This is a genomic window from Pseudomonas sp. LPB0260, from assembly GCF_013388395.1.
In genome coordinates this window covers 3583098-3601551 of record NZ_CP058247.1, presented here as the reverse complement: position 1 = coordinate 3601551, position 18454 = coordinate 3583098, and the positions used below count along the sequence as shown (strand labels likewise).

Below are 18454 nucleotides of genomic sequence, written 5' to 3'. Positions count from 1 at the left end.
GCTATTGCTCACCCTCTACCCTAGCTCAGGGAGAACCGGCGTCCAGTCGTCTGGAACAAGCAATTGATAGCAAAATGCTAGCGTTCGCCGACACTATCACGGGCCTCTTCCATCTTGGAAGCGGGCGGCGTCTGCCAGCCGCCGCCGAGGGCGGCGATCAATCGCACGCTGGCGTCCAGCCGGCTGCCAAGCAGCGTCAGGCTGCTGCGTTCGTTGTCCAAGGCAGTGGTCTGCACGTTGACCACACTGGTGAAATCGACCGTGCCGGCCTTGTACTGGTTCTCGATCAGCCGTAGCGCCTCGCGGGCGGCATCCAGGGCGTCCTGCTGCACCCGCGCTTCCTGCTCCAGCACGCGCAGTTGCACCAGCTGGTCCTCGACTTCGCGGAAACCGCTGAGCACGGTCTGGCGGTAGTCGGCGACGGTCTGCTCGTAAGCGGCCTCGCTGCGCTCCAGCTCGGCGCGCCGGGCGCCGCCGTCGAGCAGGCGCAGGGCCAGCTCGGGGCCGAGCGACCAGAAACGGTTGGGCAGGCTGACCCAGTCGGCGAAGCTACTGCCACGGTAGCCGCCGCTGGCCGAGAGGGTCAGGTCCGGATACCAGGCCGCCTCGGCCACACCGATTTCGGCATTGGCGGCCATCACCCGGCGCTCGGCCGCGGCGATGTCGGGGCGGCGTTCGAGCAGTTGCGAGGGCAGCGCCACCGGTATCTGCGGCAGCGCCGGCAGTCGCGTTTGCTTGGCGATCTGCAGCTCGCTCGGTGGCACGCCGACCAGCACGGCGATGGCGTGCTCCAGCTGGGCGCGCTGCCATTGCAGGTCGAGGGCCTGGGCCTCGGTGCTCCTGAGCTGGGTCAGCGCCTGGCTGACGTCCGACCTGGACACGATGCCGGCGCGGTACTGGTTCTCGGTGAGCTTCAGCGAACGGGCGTAGGCGCCGACCGTGGCTTCCAGCAGGCGTTGCTGTTCGTCCAGCACGCGCAGCTGCAGGTAGTTCTGCACCAGCTCGGCCTGCTGGCTGAGGCGCAGGGCGGCGAGGTCGGCGGCGCTGGCCTGGTACGCGGCCTGGCTAACCTGCAGGGCGCGGCGCAACTTGCCCCAGACATCCAGCTCCCAGGCGGCGTTTAGGCTCAACTGGTAGCTGTCGACAACGCCGGCAGCCGCCGACCCGCCTGCGCCGAGCGATTGCCCGGCGCCCTGCCCGCCCCGGCTGACAGCGGCGCTGCCGGACAGGCTGGGATAGAGCGCCGCCCGGGTACCGCGGGCCAGCGCTCGGGCCTGGCGATACTGGGCCTCGGCGGCGGCGAGGTTCTGGTTGGACAGGTTCAGGCGATCGACCAGGCGGTTGAGTGCCTCGTCCCCATAGAGCGTCCACCAGTTGCCACGGGCCAGGGCATCGCCGGGGGCGGCCAGGGTCCAGCCGTCGATCTGCTTGAACTGCGCCGGCGTGGCCAGTGGCGGGCGCTGGTAGTCCGGGCCGAGGGTACAGCCGGCCAGCAGCAGGCTCAGGACGATCGCGGTCAGGGGGGCTTTGCCGGGCATCGAAGCACTCATAGCGGGGTTTCCAGGGCAGCATCGCTGCGCACGCCGCGCCAGCGGTTGACGCGGTGACGCAGGCGATCGAGATAGAGGTAGACCACCGGGGTGGTATAGAGGGTCAGCAGCTGGCTGAGGATCAGCCCGCCGACGATGGTGATGCCCAGGGGCTGGCGCATCTCCGCGCCCTCGGTGCCGCTCAGCAGCAGCGGCAAGGCACCGAGCAGCGCCGCCAGGGTGGTCATGATGATCGGCCTGAAGCGCAGCAGGCAGGCGCGACGGATCGACTCCTGCGGGCTGAGCCCTTCGCTGCGCTCCAGTTGCAGGGCCAGGTCGATCATCAGGATGGCGTTCTTCTTGACGATGCCGATCAGCAGGAACAGGCCCAGCAGCGAGATCAGGCTGAACTCGCCGCCGACCAGCTGCAACGCCAGCAGCGCACCGACCCCGGCCGACGGCAGGGTCGAAAGGATGGTCAGCGGGTGGACGTAGCTCTCGTAGAGCACGCCCAGCACGATGTACACCACCGCCAGTGCTAGCAGGATCATCCACGGCTGGTTCTGCTGGGTCTGCTGGAAGGCCGCACCCGTGCCGCCGAGCACGCCCTGCACCTCGCTCGGCAGGTTGAGCCGCGCCACGCTGCGCGCGATGGCGGCGCTGGCCTGCTCCAGGCTCACCCCTTCGGCCAGGGAGAAGCCGATGTTCTCGGCGGCGAACTGGCCCTGGTGGTTGACCCGGTCCTCCTCGATGCTGCGCTCCCAGTGGGCGAAGCTCGACAGCGGCACCCGCGCGCCGGCGCCGGTAATCACCTGAATCTGGTCGAGGGCCTCGGGGTGCCGGGCGTACTGCGGGTTGATCTCCAGCACCACGCTGTACTGATTGAGGTTGGCGTAGATGGTCGACACCTGACGCTGGCTGAAGGCGTTGTTGAGCAGCGCCGTGACCAGGCTCATGTCCACCCCCAGGCGCTTGGCCGCGGCGCGGTCGACGACCAGGCGGATCTGCTGGGCGCCCTCGCCTTCCTGGGCGTCGATGTCGGTCAGTTCGGGCAGCGCCCGCAGGGCGTCGCGCACCTTGGGCAGCCAGGCGCGCAGCAGATCCAGGTCGGCGGACAGCAGCTGGTACTCGTTCTCCGAGCTGCGCCCCTCGCGCCCGCCGAACTGCAGGTCCTGGTCGGGGATCAGGAACAGCCGGCCGCCGGCGACCTTCGGCAACTCCTGGCGCAGGCGGTTGATCACCGCCTGGGCGGACAGCCGGCGTTCGCCGATGGGCTTGAGCCGCACGATGATGAAGGCATTGTTGATGCCGCTGTTGCCACCGATGAAGCCGGCCACGCTGTCCACCGCCGGGTCGGCCAGCAGGGCGCGCCGGTAGGTTTCCATCTTCGGCTGCATGACCTGGAACGACAGGCCGTCGTCGCCGCGGATGAAGCCGATCAGCTGGCCGCTGTCCTGCTGCGGCAGCAGGGTCTTGGGCACGCTGAAGAACAGGAAGACATTCAGCGCGATGGTCGCCAGCAGGCTCAGCAGCGTCAGCAGCGAATGGCGCAGGGCCCAGTCCAGGCTGGAGCGGTAACAGGCCAGCAGGCGCGCCTGCAGCCGGGCGCCGAGGCGCTGCAGCGCGTTCGCCGGGCGGGCGTGCCCCTCGGCCTTGAGCCAACGCGCGCAGAGCATGGGCGTCAGGGTCAGGGACACCAGGAGGGAGATCACCATGGCCACCGCCAGGGTCAGGGAAAACTCGCGGAACAGCCGCTCGACCAGGCCGCCCATGAACAGGATGGAGATGAACACCGCGACCAGCGACAGGTTCATCGCCAGCAGGGTGAAGCCCACCTCGCGCGCGCCCTTGAAGGCCGCGGCCAGGGGCGTCTCGCCCGCCTCGATATGCCGGGAGATGTTCTCCAGCACCACGATCGCATCGTCCACCACCAGGCCGGTGGCGATGATCAGCGCCATCAGCGACAGGTTGTTCAGGGAGAAGCCCAGCAGGTACATGGCGGCGAAGGTGCCGACCAGCGACACCGGCACCGCCAGCGCCGGGATCAGCGCCGCGCGCCAGCGACCGAGGAAGACGAATACCACCAGGATCACCAGGGCCACGGCGATCAGCAGGGTGCGCTCGGCCTCGTGCAGGGTGGCGCGGATCACCGGCGAGCGATCCATGGCCACCTGCAGCTCGACGCTGGCCGGCATCACCGCGCGCAGCGCCGGCAGCTCGGCGCGGATGGCGGCGATGGTTTCGAGGATATTCGCCCCGCTCTGCCGGTTGATCACCAGCAGCACGGCGCTGGCGTCGTTGTAGAAACCGCTGTTGTAGCGGTCTTCGACCCCGTCGCTGAGGTTCGCCACGTCGCCCAGGCGCAGAATCGCGCCATCCTGCTGGCGGATGATCAGCGGCGCGAAGTCGGCGGCCGTCTCCAGCTGGTCGCTGGCCTGGATCTGCCAGTGGCGCTCGGCGTCCTCCAGGGCACCCTTGGGCCGTTTGACGTTGGCCGCGGCGATCGCCTGGCGCACCTCGTCCAGGGCGATGCCATGCTGCTCCAGCAGGCGCGGCTCGAGGGCCACGCGCACCGCCGGCAGCGAGCTGCCGCCGACCTGCACCTCGCCGACGCCGCCGACCTGGGACAGCTTCTGCGCCAGCAGGGTCGCGGCGACGTCGTACAGCTGGCCCTTGCTCAGCACCTCCGAGGTCAGGGCCAGGACCATGATCGGCGCCTGGGAGGGGTTGAGCTTGCGGTAGCTGGGCATGCTGCGCATGCCGCTGGGCAGCAGCTCGCGGGCGGCATTGATCGCCGCCTGCACCTCGCGGGCGGCGGCGTTGATGTCCCGGTCCAGGTCGAACTGGATCATGATCCGCGTGCTGCCCTGGCTGCTGCGACTGTTCATCTGGCTGATCCCGGCGATGGTGCCGAGCGAGCGCTCCAGCGGCGTGGCCACCGTGGCGGCCATGACCTGAGGGCTGGCCCCCGGCAGGCTGGCCTGCACGGTGATGGTGGGAAAATCCATCTGCGGCAGCGGCGCCACCGACAGCAGGCCGAAGCTCACGGCGCCGAGCAGGACGATGGCCAGGCTCAGCAGCAGGGTCGCCACCGGCCGGCGGATGAACGGCGCCGAGAGGTTCATGGCTCCACCGCCAGCCCCGCCGCACTGCGACCGCTCAGGCGCCGCGCCAGGCGATCGAAGTACAGGTAGATCACCGGCGTGGTGAACAGCGTGAGCAACTGGCTGAGCAGCAGGCCGCCGACCATCACCAGGCCCAGGGGCTGGCGCAGCTCGGCGCCGGAGCCGCTGGCCAGCATCAGCGGGATGGCGCCGAACAGCGCCGCCAGGGTGGTCATCAGGATCGGCCGGAAACGCAGCAGCGCGGCCTGGTAGATCGCCGCCTCGGGCGCCATGCCCTGCTGGCGTTCGGCTTCCAGGGCGAAGTCGATCATCATGATGGCGTTCTTCTTGACGATGCCGATCAGCAGGATGATGCCGATGACCGCGATCAGCCCCAGGTCGTTGCCGGTCAGCAGCAGCGCGAGCAAGGCGCCGACGCCGGCCGAGGGCAGGGTCGAGAGGATGGTGATCGGGTGGATATAGCTCTCGTAGAGCACGCCGAGCACGATGTACATGGTGACGATGGCCGCCAGGATCAGCAGCAGGGTGCTCGACAGCGAGGCGCGGAAGGCCTGGGCGGCGCCCTGGAAGCGGCTCTGCACCCCGGCCGGCAGGCCGATCTGCTGCTGCACCCGCTCGATGACCGCCACCGCCTCGCCCAAGGCCACGCCTTCGCCCAGGTTGAACGACAGGGTCGCCGCCGGGAACTGGCCGATTCGGTTGACCAGCAGGCTGGTGGCGCGCTCCTCGACCCGCACCAGGGCGGTCAGCGCGATCTGCTGGCCGTCTGCCCCGGCGACATGGATCTGGTCCAGCGCCGCCGGCCCCAGGCGCCCGCCGTCCTGACTCTCGAGCACCACGCGGTACTGGCTGGCCTGGGTGTAGATGGTGGAGATCTGCCGTTGGCCGAAGGCGTCATACAGCGCCGCATCGATGTCGGCGATGCTCACCCCGAGGCGCCCGGCAGTATCGCGGTCGATCGTCAGGTAGACCTGCAGGCCGCGGCTCTGCAGGTCGCTGGCGACGTCCGCGAGCTGCGGCTGCTGGCGCAAGGCGTCGACCAGGGTGCTCGTCCACTGCTCCAGCAGTGCCTGGTCCGGCGACTCCAGGCTGAACTGGTACTGGGTGCGGCTGACCTTGTCCTCGATGCTCAGGTCCTGCACCGGCTGCAGGTACAGCTCGATGCCGCTGAGGCGGGCCAGCTGCGGGCGCAGCCGCTCGATCACCTGGCTGGCGCTGACATCGCGCTGGGCATGGGGCTTGAGGTTGATCAGCAGGCGGCCGCTGTTGAGCGTCGGGTTGTCGCCGTCGACGCCGATATGGGACGCCAGGCTGGCCACCGCCGGGTCGCGCAGGATCACCTCGGCCAGGCGTTGCTGGCGCTCGCTCATGGCGCCAAAGGAAATCGCCTGCGGCGCCTCGGAGATGCCCTGGATCAGCCCGGTGTCCTGCACCGGGAAGAAGCCCTTGGGCACGGCCAGGTACAGCACCACGGTCAGGCCCAGGGTGGCCACGGCCACCAGCAGGGTCAGCGCCTGGCGCCCGAGCACCCACTGCAAGGCCAGGCCGTAGCGGGCGATCAGGGCGTCGATCCACGCCCCGCTGGCCCGGTAGAAGCGCCCCTGCTCGGCCGCTGGCTCGTGCTTGAGCAGGCGTGCGCACATCATCGGCGTCAGGCTCAGGGAGATCGCCAGGGAAATCAGGATGGCCACCGCCAGGGTGATGGCGAACTCGCGGAACAGCCGCCCCACCACGTCGGCCATGAACAGCAGCGGGATCAGCACCGCGATCAGCGACAGGGTCAGCGAGACCAGGGTGAAGCCGATCTGCCGGGCGCCCTTGAGCGCGGCATTGAGTGGCGTCTCGCCGGCCTCCAGGTGGCGGGCGATGTTCTCCAGCATGACGATGGCGTCGTCCACCACGAAGCCGGTGGCGATGGTCAGGGCCATCAGGGTCAGGTTGTTGAGGGTGAAGCCGGCCAGGTACATCAGGCCGAAGGTGCCGACCAGCGACAGCGGCACGACGATCGACGGAATCACCGTGGCCGCCAGCTTGCGCAGGAACAGGAAGGTCACCAGCACCACCAGGGCGACCGCCAGCAGCAGCTCGAACTGCACGTCGCGCACCGCGGCGCGGATGGTCTGGGTGCGGTCGCTGAGCACCCTGACTTCGACGCTGGCCGGCAGCCCCGCGGTGAGGCTCGGCAGCAGCGCCTGCACGCGCTCGACCACCTCGATCACATTGGCGCCGGGTTGGCGCTGGATATTCACCAGCACCGCGGCGTTGCGGTCGGCCCAGGCCGCCAGGCGCTGGTTCTCGACGCCATCGACCACCTCGGCGACATCGCCCAGGCGCAGCGCCGCGCCGTTCTGGTAGCTGAGGATCAGCTCGGCGTATTCCGAGGCGGACCTCAGCTGGTCGTTGGCGTCCAGCTGGGAAACCCGGGTCGGTCCGTCGAAGTTGCCCTTGGGCTGGTTGACGTTGCTGGCGCCGATCAGCGCGCGCACGTCGGCCACGTTCAGGCCATACGCGGCCAGGGCCTCGGGGTTGACGCGAATGCGCACCGCCGGGCGCTGGCCGCCGGCCAGGGTGACCAGGCCGACGCCGCTGGTCTGCGCCAGTTTCGGCGCCAGGCGGGTGTCGACCAGGTCGAACACCTGGGGCAGCGGCAAGCTCGTGGAGCTGACCGCCAGGGTCAGCACCGGTGAGTCGGCCGGGTTGACCTTGTTGTACACCGGCGGCGCCGGCAGGTCGGCCGGCAGCAGGTTGCTGGCGCCGTTGATCGCCGCCTGCACTTCCTGCTCGGCGACGTCCAGCGCAACGTCGAGGTTGAAGCGCAGGGTGATCACCGAGGCGCCGCCGGAACTGCTCGAGGACAGCTGCTGCAAACCGGCCATCTGGCCGAACTGGCGCTCCAGCGGCGCGGTCACGGCGCTGCCCATCACCTCGGGGCTGGCCCCGGGATAGAGCGTCAGCACGCGGATGGTCGGGTAGTCCACCTCCGGCAGGGCCGAGACCGGCAGCAGGCGGTAGGCGATCAGGCCGCTGAGGAAGATCGCCAGCATGATCAGGGTGGTGGCGACCGGGCGCAGGATGAACAGGCGCGAGGCGTTCATACGTCTTGCCGCGCCGCGGCTGTGCCCTGCCCGCCGGCCGCTGCCGGCTGCTCCTCAAGTACCTCGACCGGGCTGCCGTCACGCAGGCGGTCGGTGCCTTCCAGCACCAGGCGCTCGCCGGCCTCGACGCCCTCCTCGATCAGCGTCAGCTGGCCATCGCTGGGCCCGGCGACCACCGCCCGGACGTGCACCTTGTCCTGCTCATCGACCACATAGACGAAGGTCCCGCGCGCGCCGTGCTGCAGCGCCGCCGCGGGGATCAGCAGGACCTGCTCGCGGGTCTCCACATGCAGGCGCACGTTGACGAACTGGTTGGGAAACAGGCTTTCCTCGGCGTTGGCGAAGCGCGCCTTGAGCTTCAGCGTGCCGGTGGCGGTGTCGATCAGGTTGTCCAGGCTGTCCAGCTCGCCGTCCGCCAGCTTGACCCGCTCGCTGCGGTCCCAGGCCTCGACCCGCAGCGCTTGGCCGCTGCGATGCTGGCGCAGCACGGCAGGCAATTGGGCCTCCGGCAGGGTGAACAGCAACGAGATCGGCTGGGTCTGGGTGATCACCACCAGCGGCAGGGCGTCGTTCGAGCCGAGCAGGTTGCCGGCGTCCACCTGGCGCAGGCCCAGGCGCCCGTCGATGGGCGCGCGGACCTGGGTGAAGTCGAGGTTCAGGCGCGCTTCGGCGACGGCCGCCTGGTTGCTCCTGAGGATGCCGCGGTACTGATCGACCAGTGCCTGCTGGGTATCTAGGGTCTGCTTGGCGATGGAGTCCTCGGCGTACAGGCCGCGGTAGCGGGCCAGGTCGATCTCGGCGTTGCGCAGCTGCGCCTGGTTCTGCTGCTGCACGCCCAGGGCCTGCTGCAGGGCGACCTCGTAGGGGCGCGGATCGATCAGCGCGAGCAGCTCGCCGGCCTTGACCCGCTGGCCCTCGTCGAAGCGCAACTCGAGCAGCTCGCCGGCGACCCGCGCCCGTACCTCGACCCGGTTGTAGGCCGTCACCGTGCCCAGGGCCTTGAGCAGAATCGGAAAGTCGCCGCGCCGGACCTGGGCGATGCGTACCGGCACCGGACCACCGTCGCGCCAATGGCCGGCGCCGCGAGGCTCGGGCTTGGCCGGCCAGAACCACCAGATGAGGACAAGGATGGCGGCCAGCAGGAGCAGGCCGATCGGCCACCGGAGCGGGTGGCGCGGGGAGCGGGAGGTTGCGGAGGTCTCGGGCATGCTGGGGTCACTTCCTTGGCGAGCCCGAACGATAAGCAGGCGCAGCAGCGAAGCAAAGCCTCTTTACCGCCTATTTACCTGCGCCTTACCTTGGCAACTCCCTGGCCCCTCAACAAAAACGGCTTACCGAGGTAAGCCGTTGGGTTGAAGCTGCCGGGCGTTACTTGAGCACCGCCATGGCCGCCTCGTAGTTCGGCTCCTCGGCGATTTCGGCGACCAGCTCGCTGTGCAGGACCTTGTCGTTCTCGTCCAGCACCACCACGGCGCGGGCGGCAACCCCGGCCAGCGGGCCGTCGGCGATGGCCACGCCGTAGTTCTTGAGGAACTCGGCACCGCGCATGGTCGACAGGTTGATCACGTTCTCCAGGCCTTCGGCGCCGCAGAAGCGCGCCTGGGCGAACGGCAGGTCGGCAGACACGCAGAGCACGACGGTGTTGGCCAGCTTGCTGGCTTCGGCGTTGAACTTGCGCACCGAGGTGGCGCAGGTCGGCGTGTCGACGCTGGGGAAGATGTTCAGCACCTTGCGCTTGCCGGCCAGGCTGGCCAGGCTGACGTCGGCCAGGCCGTTGCCGACCAGGGTGAAGGCCGGTGCTTGCTGGCCGGCTTGCGGCAGCTGGCCGTCGACGTGAACCGGGTTGCCTTTGAGGGTGACTTGCGCCATGTGGGTAATCCTTCTGCAATGTTTAAGGGCGGATGCCGTGCCGAGCGCTTGACCGGCTTGCGGCTGCGCGGACCGATCGAGGAGCTGATACCGCTCCCAGCCCAGCTTGACCCCTATCGACCCGAGCGGCAAGCCTAGAAGTCGCGGCGGTAGAACAGGTCCAGGGAGCTGGCCAGGCCGCTGGCGGCCTCCAGGTAGAGCCGTTTGCTCAGCTGGTAACGCAGCGCCAGGGTATTGGCCGGCTCGAACACGCCGACGCCGTAACGCAGGCTCAGGCGCTCGGACAGGTTGCCGCTGGCCACCACGCTGGTGGTCACCCCGCTGCCCTCGCTGTCCAACTGGAAATCCTCGATGCCCAGGCTCTTGGCCAGGCTGCCGGTCAGCGACGCGCTGCTGGCCAGGCCCATGGCCAGGGCCGCCTGGGCCAGCAGGTTGTTGTCGCCGGTGCCCTGGCCCTGCGGTCGGCCGAGCACCAGGTAGGACAGTGCCTGCTCCTGGCTCATCGCCGGCTCGGAGAACACCTCGCTGCTGGGCTGGTCGGCGCGACCGCTCAGGCGCAGGCCGGCGACCACTTGGTCGACCCGACGGATCGCCTCGATATCGAGGAACGGCTGGTCGATCGGCCCGGCGAACAGCAGCCGGGCGCGGCGGATGGTCAGGCGTTGGCCATAGGCGCGGAAGCGCCCGTTGTTAAGGTTTAGCTCGCCGCGGGTGTCGAGGTCGTCGCCCACATGCACGCGCCCCGCCAGGTCGGCCTTGAGGCCGAAGCCCTGGAAACTCAGGCGCTCCTGGCCGACCTCGACGTCGATATCCATGGCTATGGCGGGTGCCCGGCGGGACGGCCTGTCCTCGCCGACGATCACCGCGTCATCGGATACCTGCACCGTGGATGGCGGCAGTTCTCGGATCTGGATCTGCCCGCGCGGGATCGCCACCCGGCCGGCCAGGGACAGCTGCTCGGCGTCCAGGCGCAGGCGCAGGTCCGGCTCGACTTCCAGCTCGGCATAGGGCTCGACGCTGACCGGCAGGCGCGTGCCGCGCACCTGCAGTTGCCCGCGCAGGCCATCGTCCCAGGTCAGTTCGCCACCGAGCTCGCCGCGGCCCTGCTCGCCGCTGCGCCAGCCGCCGTCGAGTTGCAGGCGCTCGCCGGCGATCCGCGCCTGCAGCTGCAGGTCGCGCACGTTGGTCGGCAACGCTCCGCCGCTGATCTCGCCGTCGCTGAGCTGCAGGCGGCCGTCGACCTTGGGCGCCAATAGCAGGCCGCCCAGGGTGCCGCTGCCCTCCAGGCGTCCGCTCAGCTGCTCGACCCGTGGCACGAAGGGCCGCGCCAATGCCAAGTCAAGCCCGCGCAGATCGAAGCTGCCGGACAGCGGCTTGCTCGCCGGGCGCGGGTCGATCAGCGCCTGTAGCGACAGCTGGCCGAGCTTCGGCCCGCGCAATTCGAGGCGGGTGTCGATGCTCGCGGGGCTCAGCTGGCTGTCCAGGCGCAGTTCGTCGTAGGCGAAGCTCAGCCACTGCTGCTGATCGCGAATGCGCCAGCTGCCGCGGCCGGCATCCACGCTGACCCGGCCGCGCGGCCCGGCCGCCGGCAGGTCCAGGGCGATCTCGGCATCCAGTTGACCCTGCCAGTCGAGGTCCTTGGGCAGCCAGGGACTCAGGCTGGCCAGGGGGAAGTCGGCCAGGCGATAGCGGATCTTCGGCTCGGGCAGCAGCCGTTGCGCCTCGCCGCACAGGCTGGCGTCGCCGGAGCGCCAACAGTGCGCGCCCAGTTCGATGCGGCCGTTGGCCTGGCGCACCAGGCTGGCCGGCTGCTGCAGGCGCCAGTCCTGGCCGCCGCTGCGCACTTCGCCGCTGCGCAATTGACCCCGCCAGTTGCCGTTCTTCAACTCGCCGGCCACGGCCAGGGCACTCTGCAGCAGCGGTCCGTCGAGTTGCAGCTCCAGTTGTTGGCGTCGCGGGTCGCCTTGGGCAGTGGCGCTCAAGCGCCCGAAGTCGGTCTCGCCAAGGGCGATGCCGTCGGCTTGCAGCTCGATGCGCGCCCGCTGCGCGGCATCGAGTCGGGCATCCAGTTGTAGCTGCTGCAGGCGCTGATCGGCGAAGGCCAGCTGCCAGCCCTCCGCCTGCAGCTGCCCCTGGGGCGCCTGCAGGCTGCCGGCCAGCGCCAGTTGGCCTTGCAGTTGCCCGCGCAGCCGCGGCCACAGCTGGGCCAGTTGCGGCAGCGCCAGTTGCAGTTGCCCGCTGAGACGCTCCTGCAGCTCGGCGCTGCCGTGGATCCGGTTGTCGCCCAGGCGCAGGTCGATCTGGGGCAGCGACCACTGTGCGCCGGCGCCGCGGCCCTGGGCTTGCAGGCGCGCCGGCTGGCCACGTAGGCGCCCGGCCAGGTCGAGGTCCGCCTCCAGGCTCAGGCGTCCGTCCTGCAGCCTGCCGTTGCTGTGCAGCGCACCGGCCAGCTGTCCGGGCAGCTCGGCCAGCCAGTAGGCCGGGTCCAGATCGCTCAGCTGCAGCCGGGCCTCCCAGCTCAGGCCTTCGGCGAAGCCCAGGGTGAGCTGGCCGCCGGCCTGGCCCTGGCCGGCCTGCAGCAGCAGATCGGGCAGGAACAGCTGTCGCGTATCGCCACTGAGCGGGCTCTGCAGGCTGAAAGGCCCGGCCGGCCCCTGCAATTGCGCGGTGAAATGGCCGAGGTAGTTGCCGCCCTGGTAGGCCAGTTCACCCTGCAGCTGGCGCAGGCTCACCGGCGGCTCCTCGACCTGGGGCAGCAGGCGACGCCAGGGGAAGTCCTGCCAGTCGAAGCGGCTGTCGATGCTCAAAGCCTCTTGCCAGTCCAGCCGACCGCTCAGCTGCAGGCGCCGCTCGGGGTCGGCGCTGAGGCTCAGGTTCGCCACCTCGGCGCCGTTGCCATCCACCCGTCCGCTCAGCGCCAGCGCCAGGGGGCCGCCCTCGCCCGGCAGCTCGGCGCTGCCTTCGACCCGGTAGCCGGCCGCCAGGTCGCCGCCAGCCTTCAGCGTGAGCTTGTCCAAGCGCAGGGTTTGCGGCAGTTCGGCGCTGGCCACGAAGCCATCGGCGACCAGCTGCAGGGTCGCCGGCAGGTTCTCCGCCAGGGGCTGCACCTCGCCGCTCAGGCGCCCCTGCAGATAGCCGGCGCTGTCGGCGCTCAGGCCCAGCCGGTCGAGCAGATCGCCCTCCACCTGCAGGGCCAGTGACCATTCGCGTTGTTCGGGGGCCGGCAGTCGCAGCCGCCCGCTGGCGCTGAGCGGCCAGGCGCCGCGGGGCTGCAGGCGGCCCTGCAGCTCGAGCAGCAGCTCGCCCCGTTGCACCCGCAGCAGGTCGATCTGCAGGCCATCGGCCAGCCAGTGCGCCGTCAGCTGCAGGCCTTGCAGCTGCTCGACTCCGTCGATCTGCAGGCTGCCGATACGCAGTTCGGCCACCTGCACGGCCAGCGGCAGCTCGAGTTCGGGCAGGCCAGGGGACCGGGTGGCGCCCTCCTCGCTCGGCGGCCGCGACAGCTCGATGCGCTCGGCCTGCAGGTGCTCGATACACAGGGTCAGACGCCACAGGCAGCCCGGCGACCACGCCAGCAGCGGCCTGGACACCTGCAGGCGGCTGTCGTCCTGCTGCCAACCCAGGCTCTCGGCCTGCCACCTACCGCCTAGGCGACCTTCGAATCCCTCGACCTGCAGCCCCGGCACCTGGGCCAGGGCCCAGCGGCTGCCGGCCTGGCTGGCGAGCACCCAGAGCAGCGCCAGCAGCGTCAGGCCGATGCCCCCGAGCAGGCCGTACAGGCTGTAGCGCAGAGCTGGCTTCATAGTTCCGGGCCCATGGAGAAGTGCAGGCGCACGCCGCCCTGGTCATCCAGCGGGTGGGCCAGGTCGAGGCGCAGCGGGCCGACCGGCGATACCCAGCGCAGGCCGAAGCCCACTGCGCTCTTGAGGCCGGAGAAGTCCAATGAGTTGAAGCTGTTGCCCTGGTCGATGAAGGTCGCCAGGCGCCAGCGCTCGGTCAGGCTGTATTGATACTCGGCGCTGGCGGCGAACAGGTAGCGGCCGCCGATCTTGTCGCCCTCGGCGTTCTCCGGTGACAGGCTCTGGTAGTCGTAGCCGCGCACGCTCTGGTCGCCACCGGCGAAGAAGCGCAGCGACGGTGGCACCGCCTTGAATCCGCCGGATTCGGTAGCGCCGAAGTGCACCCGGCCGAGCAGACGGTGTCTGTCCGCCAGGGTGGTAAGGCCCTTGAGCAGCGCGGTGCCGTGCACCACGTCGGCATCCGACAACAGGCCCTCTTTGGCCGCGGCCAGGTCGAACTGCAGGCGATAACCCTGGTTGGGGTCCAGCTGGTTGTCGCTGTGCAGGTAGGAGAAGCTGATGCCGGGCAGCAGCAGGGTACTGAGTCCGGCGTCATCGCCCAGGCGAAATTCCTCGTGCTGCCATTTCAGCGAGATCACCCGCTGCCAGCCGCTGTCCAGCCGGCTGTGCCATTCCGGGCCGACCTTCAGCAGCCGGCTGAGGCTGTCGGTGTCGGCCAACTCCTCGTACTGGTAGCCACCGGCGTAACGTAGTTTGTCGGTCAGCGGCGGATCGCGCGGTACGTCGTACCACAGGCCGACGTTCTGCCGTGGCTGCGACAGCTCCATCTCGGCGCCGTAGCTGTGGCCCTTGGCGTTGGCCCAGTGGCGCGTCCAGTTGGCGCGCCCGCGCACGCCGACGTCGGTGGACACGCCCAGGCCGAGGCCCAGGCTGCGCGGCTTGCGCACCTGCAGTTGGACGTCGACCGGAATCGATTGGCCCTCGGCGCTGGCCGGGTTGGCGTCGACCCGCACCGACTCGAAATAGCCGCTGGCACGCATCGCCTGGTACAGCTCGGCGATCAGTTCGGAATCGTAGGGGCTGCCGGACTCGAACGGCAGCATGCGCTCGAGCAGCTCGCGGTCGAACGGCGCGTCGCCGCTGAAACTCACCGAGCCCAACTGGTAGCGTGGGCCGCTGGCGTAGACCAGCTCGATGTCGGCGACTCCGGCGCGCGGGTCGATACGCAGGCTCTGGGCGCTGAAGCTCCCGGAAAAGAAGCCGTAGCGCGAGGCCTGGTTCTGGATATGCCGCTTGGCGGCGTCGTAGCGACCATGATTGAGCACCGCGCCGCTGCGCAAGCGGGCGTCGCTGGGCAGGCCAAAGGCCTTCAGTTCGCTGGCCGGCCCCTCGACCCGCACGGTGACCTGACGCAGGCGCACCGGTTCGCCAGGCTGCACGGTGATGATCAGGCGGTTCGGCTCTCCGGGGACCACCTCGCTGGCGATCTGCGCCTGGTAGTACCCCAGCGCCTGGACGGCCTTGCGGGTCTGGGTCTCGGCCACCCGGCGAAAGCGCTGCAAGGATTCCGCGTCACGCTCGCCGAGGCTGCCGATATGGCCTTCGATATTGCTGCGCAGCGCCTTGTTCGGCGGCTGCACCCGTACCTCCAAACGCGCCTCGGCGAGGATGGACGCACTGAGCAGCAACAGCGCCAGGCCGGCGCAGAGTCTGGTGAGGGTGATCATGGCTGCGATGCTAGCACGGAAGGCCCTGGCCAGAGCCTGCGGCCCCGGCTATCGAGCCGCTTTCGCGGTCAGCTGTTCAGGCGCTGGCCTTGACCGCCGGCTGCGGATTGGCATGGAAGAACACGTGCTCGACTATCGGCCCGACCGCCACCTGGCCGACCTCCTGGTAGCCCTGGCGCTTGTAGAACTCCAGGTAGTGTTCGTCGCCGGTGTCCAGTACCACGCCACGGGAGCTGCCGTCCTCGGCGCACCAGTTGTGCACGGCCTCGAGCAGCTGCTCGCCGAGGTGCTGGCCCTGGAATTCCGGGTGCACGCCGAGCAGCGGCAGCAGGTGGTAGGCGCCGGGCGGCAGGCAGGCCAGCACGGCCTCATGGTATTCCAGATAGCGCCGGGTGCAGCGAAAGCCCGCGGTCAGCAGCATGCGCATGCGCCAGGCCCAGCTCTCGGTAATGTCCATGCGCCGCTGCGGCGGTGCGATCAGCGCCATGCCGACCAGCCGGTCATCGATCAACAGGCCCAGCGCCGGCAGCTCCTCGCGAAAGTGCTGCAGGACCAGTTCGCGCACCGTGGCCCGTACCCGCTGGTCATAACCGCTGCGCCCGGCCTCGAACAGGTAGGCGAAGGTCGGCTCGTGACGATAGGCCTGATACAGCAGCGAGCGCGCTTCACGCGCGTAGCCGCCATCGAGCTGGCGAATCTCCGCAGGGCTATTGGACATAGGCGCGGCCTCTGTTGTTATTGGGTTATCGTGGTCTAGGCCCACGGTAGCACCGCTACCGGGTGCCTGCCAGGCGACTGGCCGCCGGCCGGGTGGATCGGCTAGCATCCCCGGCTTTCCAGCCAGAAGCCCCAGGACCTGCCGCCCATGAAGATAGTTTCCTTCAATATCAACGGACTGCGTGCGCGCCCCCATCAGCTGGCGGCGTTGATCGACAAGCACCAGCCGGACGTGATCGGCCTGCAGGAGACCAAGGTCGCCGACGAGCAATTTCCCGAGGCCGAGATCCGCCAGCTTGGCTACCACGTCCACTACCACGGGCAGAAGGGCCACTATGGCGTCGCCATGCTCTCGCGTCAGGCGCCGCTGGCCCTGCACAAGGGCTTTCCCGATGACCCCGAGGATGCCCAGCGGCGCTTCATCTACGGTACCTACGCCGATGCCCAGGGCAACCCGGTGACCGTGATGAACGGCTACTTCCCCCAGGGCGAGAATCGCGACCACCCGCTCAAGTTCCCGGCCAAGCAGCGCTTCTACGCCGATCTGCAGCAGCTGCTGCGCAGCCAGTTCCAGCCGCAGCAACCGCTGGTGGTGATGGGTGACATCAATATTTCCCCGCAGGACTGCGACATCGGCATCGGCGAGCCGAACCGCCTGCGCTGGCTGAAGACCGGCAAGTGCAGCTTCCTGCCGGAGGAGCGCGAATGGCTGGCCGAACTGAAGAACTGGGGCCTGGTTGACAGTTTCCGCCAGCTCCATCCGAGCGTGGACGACCGTTTCAGCTGGTTCGACTACCGCAGCCGCGGCTTCGAGGATGAGCCCAAGCGCGGCCTGCGCATCGATGTGATTTTCGCCTCCCTGGGCCTGCAGGCGCGGATCAAGGACGCCGGCATCGATTACCAGCTGCGCGGCATGGAAAAACCCTCCGACCATGCGCCGATCTGGCTGGAGCTGAGCTGATTCGCCGCCGACTCAGACTCGCGGCCGGATAACTGCTGCCCGGCCGCAAGCCCCGGTCCAGAGCGCCCGCCTCTCACTCGACTGTCACATTACAGTCATCTTTCTGTCTTATCGTCGCGGCATCCTCATCCACCCATACAAGGTGTCTGTCGCATGCCGCGCGCCCAGCCTGCCCGCTCCCGTCAACCCCGCAGTCGAGTCGCAACCTGGCTGTGGCTCGGCTTCGCCTGCTGCCTGCTGCCCGCCTGGGCCTTCGCCGCCCTGCCGCTCCCGGCGGATGAGCGCAGCGTACTGCGCATCCAGGGTTCCAATACCATCGGCGCGAAACTCGCCCCGGCGCTGGCCAAGGGGCTGCTCGAGCAGCAGGGCCTGAGCGCGATCGAAGTGCGCCCCGGGCCGGTACCGAACGAACAGTCGATCAGCGGCCGAGCGGGCGATGGCCGCCTGGTGACCATCGAAGTGGCTGCCCACGGCTCCAGTACCGGTTTCGTCGCCTTGCACGATGGCAGCGCCGACCTCGCGGCCTCGTCGCGGCCGATCAAGGACAGCGAAGTCAGCGCCCTGGCAGCGCTGGGCAACCTCAAGAGCCACGCCGCCGAGCAGATCATCGCCATCGACGGGCTGGCGATCATCCTGCATCCGAGCAACCCGATCGCGGCCCTGCGCACCGACCAGCTGGCCCGGGTATTCGCCGGCGAGATCGACGACTGGGCACAGCTCGGTGGCGGGCGCGGGCGGATCAACCTGTATGCGCGCGACGACAACTCCGGCACCTACGATACCTTCAAGGAGCTGGTCCTGGCAGCGAACGGCAAAGCCCTGGCGGCCAACGCCCAGCGCTTCGAGTCCAGTGAGCAGCTGTCCGATCTGGTCAGCCAGGATCCCCAGGGCATCGGCTTCATCGGCCTGCCCTATATCCGCCAGGCCAAGGCCCTGGCGATCGCCGCGGGCGACTCGCACGCCATGCCGCCAAGCGAGACGCTGATCGCCACCGAGGACTACCCGCTGTCGCGGCGGCTGTTCCTGTACAACCAGCCGGACCTGCAGAACCCCTGGGCCAAGGCACTGGTCCGCTTCGCCCATAGCCCGCGCGGGCAGGCCATAGTGGCGCAGAACGGCTTCATCGCGCAGACCGTGCAAGCCGTGCGGGTTACGCCCGACCAGGCCATGCCCAGCGCCTATCAGGCCCTGGCCCGGGACGCCAAGCGGCTGTCGGTGAACTTTCGCTTCGCCGAGGGCAGCGCCACGCTCGACAACAAGGCCCAACGCGACCTCGAGCGACTGCTCGACTACCTGAAAAGCCAGGGCAAGCTGCAGCGCCAGGTGGTGCTGGTCGGCTTCGGCGACGCCAAGGCCGACCCCGCGCGCGCCGAGCTGCTGTCCAAACTGCGGGCCATGGCGGTGCGGCGTGACCTGGCGAAACAGGGGGTGATCTTCCGCGATATCATCGGCCTCGGCGACGAACTGCCGGTGGCGGCCAACGATGGCGATGAGGGACGAATCAAGAATCGCCGGGTCGAAGTCTGGGTCTATTGACCAGCGCCAGGCTGTCGGGGCTTGGCAGCAACCGCCGCCAGCGCTAGCCTGATAGTTGCGTGACGCCGGGCCCCTCTGGCGGTGAGCCCTCACCG

The 18454-nt window shown here is 69.3% G+C and carries 10 protein-coding genes; 2 read left to right on the top strand and 8 right to left on the bottom strand.

Going from position 1 to position 18454, the window contains the following annotated elements; all coding sequences use genetic code 11:
- Nucleotides 1-77: 77 nt before the first annotated feature.
- From LPB260_RS16180 to LPB260_RS16145, 8 genes are all read right to left on the bottom strand, one after another.
- On the bottom strand, nt 78-1538 hold the full coding sequence (locus LPB260_RS16180) for an efflux transporter outer membrane subunit (RefSeq protein ID WP_208706841.1): 1461 nt from the start codon (nt 1536-1538) through the stop codon (nt 78-80).
- A gap of 8 nt (nt 1539-1546) precedes the next feature.
- Nucleotides 1547-4654: an efflux RND transporter permease subunit gene (locus tag LPB260_RS16175; protein WP_208706840.1), complete on the bottom strand. Its 3108-nt coding sequence runs from the start codon at nt 4652-4654 to the stop codon at nt 1547-1549.
- The gene (locus tag LPB260_RS16170) at nt 4651-7749 is read right to left on the bottom strand and encodes an MdtB/MuxB family multidrug efflux RND transporter permease subunit (RefSeq protein WP_208706839.1); all 3099 of its coding nucleotides are present in this window, start codon (nt 7747-7749) and stop codon (nt 4651-4653) included. Before LPB260_RS16170 ends, LPB260_RS16175 begins: the two co-directional genes overlap by 4 nt.
- Nucleotides 7746-8957 carry an MdtA/MuxA family multidrug efflux RND transporter periplasmic adaptor subunit gene (locus LPB260_RS16165; protein ID WP_208706838.1) on the bottom strand — a complete coding sequence of 404 codons (1212 nt, stop codon included), beginning with the start codon at nt 8955-8957 and terminating at the stop codon, nt 7746-7748. Before LPB260_RS16165 ends, LPB260_RS16170 begins: the two co-directional genes overlap by 4 nt.
- Nucleotides 8958-9117: 160 nt before the next feature.
- A complete protein-coding gene (gene tpx, locus LPB260_RS16160; RefSeq protein ID WP_208706837.1) occupies nt 9118-9618 on the bottom strand; it encodes a thiol peroxidase in 501 nt (166 codons plus the stop codon).
- 134 nt (nt 9619-9752) lie between these two features.
- Complete coding sequence (locus tag LPB260_RS16155) at nt 9753-13421, bottom strand: translocation/assembly module TamB domain-containing protein (protein WP_208706836.1); 3669 nt, start codon at nt 13419-13421, stop codon at nt 9753-9755.
- Nucleotides 13418-15142 carry an autotransporter assembly complex family protein gene (locus tag LPB260_RS16150; protein ID WP_208709995.1) on the bottom strand — a complete coding sequence of 575 codons (1725 nt, stop codon included), beginning with the start codon at nt 15140-15142 and terminating at the stop codon, nt 13418-13420. Before LPB260_RS16150 ends, LPB260_RS16155 begins: the two co-directional genes overlap by 4 nt.
- Before the next feature lie 79 nt (nt 15143-15221).
- A complete protein-coding gene (locus LPB260_RS16145) occupies nt 15222-15863 on the bottom strand; it encodes a GNAT family N-acetyltransferase (protein WP_208706835.1) in 642 nt (213 codons plus the stop codon).
- A gap of 147 nt (nt 15864-16010) precedes the next feature.
- On the opposite strand from LPB260_RS16145, the gene xthA reads away from it, so the two are divergent.
- Together xthA and LPB260_RS16135 are read left to right on the top strand one after the other, a co-directional pair.
- The gene (gene xthA, locus LPB260_RS16140) at nt 16011-16823 is read left to right on the top strand and encodes an exodeoxyribonuclease III (RefSeq protein ID WP_208706834.1); all 813 of its coding nucleotides are present in this window, start codon (nt 16011-16013) and stop codon (nt 16821-16823) included.
- Between the two features lie 153 nt (nt 16824-16976).
- Nucleotides 16977-18359, top strand: coding sequence for a substrate-binding domain-containing protein (locus LPB260_RS16135; protein WP_208706833.1), 1383 nt, complete (start codon nt 16977-16979; stop codon nt 18357-18359).
- Nucleotides 18360-18454: the final 95 nt, after the last annotated feature.

Bases quoted from the DNA above. Each gene is read 5' to 3' on its own strand.
- LPB260_RS16145 (WP_208706835.1), bottom strand. From the start codon at position 15,863: ATGTCCAATAGCCCTGCGGAGATTCGCCAGCTCGATGGCGGCTACGCG.
- LPB260_RS16175 (WP_208706840.1), bottom strand. From the start codon at position 4,654: ATGAACCTCTCGGCGCCGTTCATCCGCCGGCCGGTGGCGACCCTGCTG.
- LPB260_RS16135 (WP_208706833.1), top strand. From the start codon at position 16,977: ATGCCGCGCGCCCAGCCTGCCCGCTCCCGTCAACCCCGCAGTCGAGTC.
- xthA (WP_208706834.1), top strand. From the start codon at position 16,011: ATGAAGATAGTTTCCTTCAATATCAACGGACTGCGTGCGCGCCCCCAT.
- LPB260_RS16155 (WP_208706836.1), bottom strand. From the start codon at position 13,421: ATGAAGCCAGCTCTGCGCTACAGCCTGTACGGCCTGCTCGGGGGCATC.
- LPB260_RS16165 (WP_208706838.1), bottom strand. From the start codon at position 8,957: ATGCCCGAGACCTCCGCAACCTCCCGCTCCCCGCGCCACCCGCTCCGG.
- tpx (WP_208706837.1), bottom strand. From the start codon at position 9,618: ATGGCGCAAGTCACCCTCAAAGGCAACCCGGTTCACGTCGACGGCCAG.
- LPB260_RS16180 (WP_208706841.1), bottom strand. From the start codon at position 1,538: ATGCCCGGCAAAGCCCCCCTGACCGCGATCGTCCTGAGCCTGCTGCTG.
- LPB260_RS16170 (WP_208706839.1), bottom strand. From the start codon at position 7,749: ATGAACGCCTCGCGCCTGTTCATCCTGCGCCCGGTCGCCACCACCCTG.